Here is a 5299-nt window from a genome sequence, read left to right on the forward strand (position 1 = left end):
TCCGCGATGTTGGCTGACACCTGCTAATCACTCCCTGCCGTCACGGCTCTCAACCATGCCCTATCAAAGCATCTCATCCCCCGCGTCCAATGTTATTCTGCAAAGTTGTAAACACCAAGTTTGCAAAGCTGGCGCCGGAAGGGAACGCCTTAACAGCTTCGGCCTGGCTACTTCAGCAGCACCAGCTCTTCCGCCATGGTCGGGTGAATGGCCACGGTGGCATCGAAATCGGCCTTGGTCAGCCCGGCTTTCACCGCGACAGCGGCCGCCTGCATGATCTCTGGCGCCTCGGGCCCGATCATGTGGATGCCAACCACCTTGTCGGTGTGACCATCGCAGATCATCTTGTAAAGCGAGCGCTCGTTGCGGTGTGCCACCACGTTCTTCATGGGCCGGAAATCGCTTTCGTACACCTTCACCGAACCCAGCTGCGACTTGGCCTGCGCCTCGGTAAGGCCGACGCTGGCGATTGGCGGGTGGCTGAACACCGCGCTGGGAACGCACGAATAGTCCACCGTCCGCGGCGTGCCGCCGAACACGGTGTCGGCAAAGGCCTGCCCTTCGCGGATCGCCACGGGCGTCAGCTGCATGCGATTGGTGACATCGCCGATCGCGTAGATATGGTCGACGCTGGTCTTCGAATAATCGTCGACCTTGATCGCGTTCTTGTCGTCCAGCTCGATGCCGACCGTCTCCAGGCCCAGCCCTTCGACATTGGGCACTCGGCCGGTCGCGAACAGCACGGCATCGACATCGATCGGCTCGTGCCCGGTCATCGACACGCGCAGACAGCCTTCATCGGTCTTTTCGATACCCCGGAAATCGGCGTGGAAGCGGAAGTCGATGCCCTTCATGATCGAGATCTGCAGCAATCGATCGCGCAGGGATTCGTCATATCCGCGCAGCAACTGGTCGGTGCGGTTGATCAGCGTCACCTTGGCGCCGAACTGGTGGAAGATGCCCGCGAACTCGTTGGCGATATAGCCCGCACCGGCAATCAGGATGCGGCGCGGAATCGCGTCCAGGTGAAACGCCTCGTTCGATGTGATGCCCAGCTCATGCCCCGGGCAATCGGGCACGTGCGGCCGCGCTCCCGTGGCGACGAGGATGTGCTTGGCGGTCTTCTTTGTGCCATCCGCCAGCGTGACCTCGTGTGGGCCGCTGATCGTGGCGCGCTGGTGAATGATCTCGACGCCCGCATTCTCCAGCGTCTGGGAGTAGATCCCGTTCAGGCGATCCACGTCGTTCAGCACGTTGTCGCGCAGCTTGATCCAGTCGAACGTGCAGTTCGGAATATCCCAGCCAAAATGCTTCGCGTCCTCCAGATCCTCGGCGAAGTGCGCGCCATAGACCAGCATCTTCTTAGGAACGCAGCCCCGGATCACGCATGTACCGCCGACCTTGTGCTCCTCGGCCACCGCCACGCGCGCACCATAGGCGGACGCCACGCGGGAGGCGCGGACCCCGCCAGAGCCTGCACCGATCGTGAAAAGGTCATAGTCAAAATCAGGCATCGGCGCGGCTCCAGCTTCGTTCCGCGCGGATATGGCATGTTGCCGCCAGAATGCCAGACGCCCGCATGCGCCGCCCCGTCTTCAAGTAGGCGCAAAATCGCCATGGATCCGCGCAAGGGCTATTGTCTATTTTGGGAATAGAGTATAACTGGGCGCTAGAAACGAACGACGACACATCTCGAGTTCGGTCATCCCCATAGGAGAGTGATCATGACCCGTCGAATGCGTGTCCCGCACAACGAACAGACTCCCGCCGTCCTTCTAGTCCCCGGCCTGTCCGGCAGCGGCCCTGCCCACTGGCAGACCATCTGGGAAGAGCAGCACGCCGATTGCAGCAAGGTCGATCTGGCGAAGTGGGACGATCCCCACCGCAATACGTGGATCAACAACCTGAACATGGCGATCCGCAGCGCCGGACGCCCCGTGGTGCTGGTGGCGCACAGCCTGGGCTGCTTGGCGGTCGCCTGGTGGGCCAAGTTCGAGCAGGCATCGCTCGCCGAGCGGGACGAAGCGATGCCGGTGGTGGGCGCGCTGATGGTCGCCCCGCCCGAAGTGGATTTCTTCCCGCTGGATGAGCGGGTGGCTCGCTTCGCCCCGACCCCCACCGAACCGCTTCCTTTTCCCAGCCGCCTGATCGCCAGTCATGACGACCCATGGATGGGCTTTCACACCGCGCAGGCTCTGGCGCGCCGCTGGGGCAGCACGCTGGTGGACGCGGGCGAGTGCGGCCACATCAATGCGGACTCCGGCCTTGGCGAATGGAGCTTCGGCCGCGAGCAGCTTGCGCTCCTGATGCAGCACGATGTGGCAATCGCTGTGCCTCGCGCTTCGCTGCCCAAGACGCCTGCGCCAGCGCCGCGCCTCGAAGCCTGAGCTTGCGCCACGGGCCCGGTTAAGGCCCGCCCTAGGGCAAGGTTATGCGATAGGACGCCAGCGCTCGCCAATCCTGTGTCGCCACGTCCTTCGCCGCTGCCAGACGCAAGGCGCTGTTGGTGCCGATGCGTTCGTACCCCACGCTCATCACCGGCTGATATTGGCCGGTGAGACCAACCCGCTCGCGATTGTAGAGCAGCAAGCGGGTGGCAAGATCATAGCCATTGGCATACGTCAGCTCTCCCGAGCCGGAAAACGCGACCAGCGGCAGCGCCACGCCAAAGCGGATGCGGCCTGCCAGCGCCGCACGGCTCGCCGATAGCCCGGCCCGCTGGCTTAGGATCGTGCTGGCCCAGGTGAGCAGCGTATCGCCGCCGATCTTCAGCCGCGTCGCACCGGTCGAGGCATAGGTGTCGAGCGACCACGCACCCAGCCGCCATTTGCGTGACAGTTCGACGAAAGCCGTACGCGCCCCATCGCCGAACCGCATGGCCCCCGCGCCGACCGGGGTACCGAACAGCGTGCCGCTTTCGTCCAGATAGCCGACCTTCAGCCTTGCCAGCGGGGTGTTCAGGCCAAGCAGGACCCCGCGCGCCGATCCGTATCGTCCGTCGCTGGCGACGGCGGAAACAGCCATGCGCACCCCGCCCACTGGACGCTCCACGCCGATCGCCAAGTTCGCGCCCGGCGCGTAAGCCAGCGTAACGTCGGAAGCCGGAGCCAGGCCCATCGCCTCATCCTGCACCGCATCCTGCCCGGAGAACGAGGCAACGAAGTTTGCCGAGCCCAGCTTGGCGGACAGCCCGGCGTATGTCAGCTGCCCCCGCTGGTCCGATGGATTGGGGCCGGTCCGATACGTCGTATAGCCAAAGCTGGCGGCGAAACCGTGTGCGCCGAATTGCGAATTGCCCGCCATCGCGCTGCTCGCCACTCGCCGGGCGAATTGTCCTGCACGCTGCTCGGGATTTGCGACGAGGCCTGCCAAGCTCCCTGAATAGTCGCGACCATAGGCATCCAGAACGGTGACGTGCGCCAGCATCGCCTTCACTTGGGCGCCGGTCTGCGCTCCGCCCACTGCTGCGGGTATGACCATTGCCGCGCCGGCTGCCGCCGTCTGGGTCAAGCCGTTCGAGAGTGTCGGCGAGACTGGAGCCAAGGCAGCCCGAACGTCGATCAGGCCCACGCCATAGGTGGGATCGACCCCGGCATCGCCGATGTCCTTCGCGGTATTGAGGATCACTTGCCCCGCCTGCACGCCGCTCAACTGCGGCCACTTGCCCAGGATGAGCGCGGCCAGCCCGCTGACTTGGCCCGCCGCCGCGCTGGTGCCACTGAAGGCGACGAGTTCTCCCGCCACGTCCATCGTGCCATTCGTGCCCATCGCCGAAACGCACCGCGACATCGCGGCAGAACCGCAGCGATTGGCGTAATCGGCGATGCTCAGGCTGCCGTCTGTCTCTTCCAGAGCGGTCACGAACAGCCAGCCATCGCGATTGGCGGCGGTCAGATCGAGGTAGCCCTTGGCGTTCGCTTCGCCATCGTTGCCGGCCGAATTGACGAACAACCCTCCGGAGGCGGTGTAACGCGCCACCATGTCGGACCAGCCCTGGCTGGGCTTGCTGGCGTCGATCTTGGCCAGCGATGCATTGACGATCTTGATCCCGTTCGATGCCGCATAGTCCAGCGCGGCGGGTAAAGTGCGACCCAGCGTTTCCTCGCCGGTCGTCGTGTTGGTATCGCTGATGCGCAGCGCCACGATCTGCGCATCGGGCGCCATGCCTTGCACACCCGAGCCATCGTTGCGCGCTGCGATGACGCCCGCCACCATCGTGCCGTGATCGGACTAGGAATCGCCGATCACGTTGCGCGCCTTGGTCACGCCTCCGGTGGTGACATTGCCGAAGTCCCTGCTCAGCGGGGAGATCTGCCCCGCCAGCTCCGCATTGGCGACGACGCCATCGTCGACCACGCCGACGAGCACGCCTTTGCCGGTCCAGCCATTATCCAGCGCATACAGCGCGTTGACGTGTTCGAACGCCACGTAATTGCGCCGATACTCATCGTCGTCCTGCACCGAGCGTTCGGGCACTTCGCTCTTGGGCGGCATCGGAATCAGGCCCGATGACGGGCTGGGCGTGGGAGTGGGGGCGGGAGTGGGGCTAGGCGATGGTGACGGCTCCACGCTTGGTGAAGGCTCCGGGCCAGGAGACGGTGCAGGGGTTGGAGACACCTCCGGCGTCGGAGATGGCGCGGGCGCTGGAGATGGTGCAGGCGTCGGAGATGGCGCGGGCGTGGGAGATGGCGCGGGCGTCGGAGATGGCGCGGGCGTGGGAGATGGCGCGGGCGTCGGAGATGGCGCGGGCGTCGGAGATGGTGCAGGCGTCGGAGATGGCGCGGGCGTCGGAGATGGTGCAGGCGTCGGAGATGGTGCAGGCGTCGAAGATGGCGCCGGCGTCGCTGACGGCGATGGTGTGGGTGCCGCGACTGGCGCTGGGGTGGACGCTATCGGCCCACCGCCGCTGCCCCCACCGCCACACGCGGACAACGCCGCGCTTGCCACGCCACACAGCGCCACGGTGCGCACATAACCGAAACGAATTCGCATAATGCCCTGATTCTCTGAGAAGAAAACGATGGGGCATGGCTAACGGATTATGCTTTCAGCGCGCTTCGACGGCCTCTATGTGAACATACATGGGGCAAGATCAGCTTCTGGCAACCGACAGTCAGGTGATACCGGCCAGTTCCAGCAGCGCCTCGGTCGACGGATCGAAGCTGGCCCCACCCTTCTCGATCTGCTTTGCGATTTCCTTGCCCAGTTCCACGCCAAACTGGTCGAAGGGGTTGATCTCCATCAGCACCGCGTTTGCGAAAGTGCGATGCTCATGAAACGCGATCAGCGCGCCGAAGCT

At 64.6% G+C, this 5299-nt stretch carries 5 protein-coding genes and 1 pseudogene; 2 read left to right on the forward strand and 4 right to left on the reverse strand.

Annotated features, from left to right (window positions below; genetic code table 11):
• Window positions 1-167 precede the first annotated feature (167 nt).
• Window positions 168-1514: a glutathione-disulfide reductase gene (gor, locus tag ACHWRX_RS16210; RefSeq protein WP_058736837.1), complete on the reverse strand. Its 1347-nt coding sequence runs from the start codon at window positions 1512-1514 to the stop codon at window positions 168-170.
• Between the two features lie 210 nt (window positions 1515-1724).
• Here gor and ACHWRX_RS16215 point away from each other — a divergent pair, with 210 nt between their 5' ends.
• Window positions 1725-2387, forward strand: a complete 663-nt coding sequence (locus ACHWRX_RS16215; RefSeq protein ID WP_394659974.1) for an RBBP9/YdeN family alpha/beta hydrolase — start codon at window positions 1725-1727, stop codon at window positions 2385-2387.
• A gap of 31 nt (window positions 2388-2418) precedes the next feature.
• Here the strand turns inward: ACHWRX_RS16215 and ACHWRX_RS16220 are convergent, their stop codons facing one another.
• Together ACHWRX_RS16220 and ACHWRX_RS16225 are read right to left on the reverse strand one after the other, a co-directional pair.
• Complete coding sequence (locus ACHWRX_RS16220; protein WP_394659975.1) at window positions 2419-4215, reverse strand: S8 family serine peptidase; 1797 nt, start codon at window positions 4213-4215, stop codon at window positions 2419-2421.
• 15 nt (window positions 4216-4230) lie between these two features.
• The gene (locus tag ACHWRX_RS16225; protein WP_394659976.1) at window positions 4231-4494 is read right to left on the reverse strand and encodes a hypothetical protein; all 264 of its coding nucleotides are present in this window, start codon (window positions 4492-4494) and stop codon (window positions 4231-4233) included.
• Here ACHWRX_RS16225 and ACHWRX_RS16230 point away from each other — a divergent pair.
• Window positions 4484-4975, forward strand: coding sequence for a hypothetical protein (locus tag ACHWRX_RS16230; protein WP_394659977.1), 492 nt, complete (start codon window positions 4484-4486; stop codon window positions 4973-4975). The two genes, ACHWRX_RS16225 and ACHWRX_RS16230, sit on opposite strands and share 11 nt — an antisense overlap.
• Before the next feature lie 138 nt (window positions 4976-5113).
• Here ACHWRX_RS16230 and ACHWRX_RS16235 read toward each other — a convergent pair.
• Window positions 5114-5299, reverse strand: a pseudogene (locus ACHWRX_RS16235) (glucose-6-phosphate isomerase); the annotation flags it as partial.

Origin of the sequence: uncultured Novosphingobium sp., from assembly GCF_964277725.1 — a bacterium.
In the GTDB taxonomy this organism is placed as follows: domain Bacteria; phylum Pseudomonadota; class Alphaproteobacteria; order Sphingomonadales; family Sphingomonadaceae; genus Novosphingobium; species Novosphingobium fluoreni.

What these genes read in the sequence shown, in the direction of transcription:
- gor (WP_058736837.1), bottom strand. Translation starts at nt 1,514, where the DNA reads ATGCCTGATTTTGACTATGACCTTTTCACGATCGGTGCAGGCTCTGGC.
- ACHWRX_RS16225 (WP_394659976.1), bottom strand. Translation starts at nt 4,494, where the DNA reads ATGCCGCCCAAGAGCGAAGTGCCCGAACGCTCGGTGCAGGACGACGAT.
- ACHWRX_RS16220 (WP_394659975.1), bottom strand. Translation starts at nt 4,215, where the DNA reads ATGGTGGCGGGCGTCATCGCAGCGCGCAACGATGGCTCGGGTGTGCAA.
- ACHWRX_RS16215 (WP_394659974.1), top strand. Translation starts at nt 1,725, where the DNA reads ATGACCCGTCGAATGCGTGTCCCGCACAACGAACAGACTCCCGCCGTC.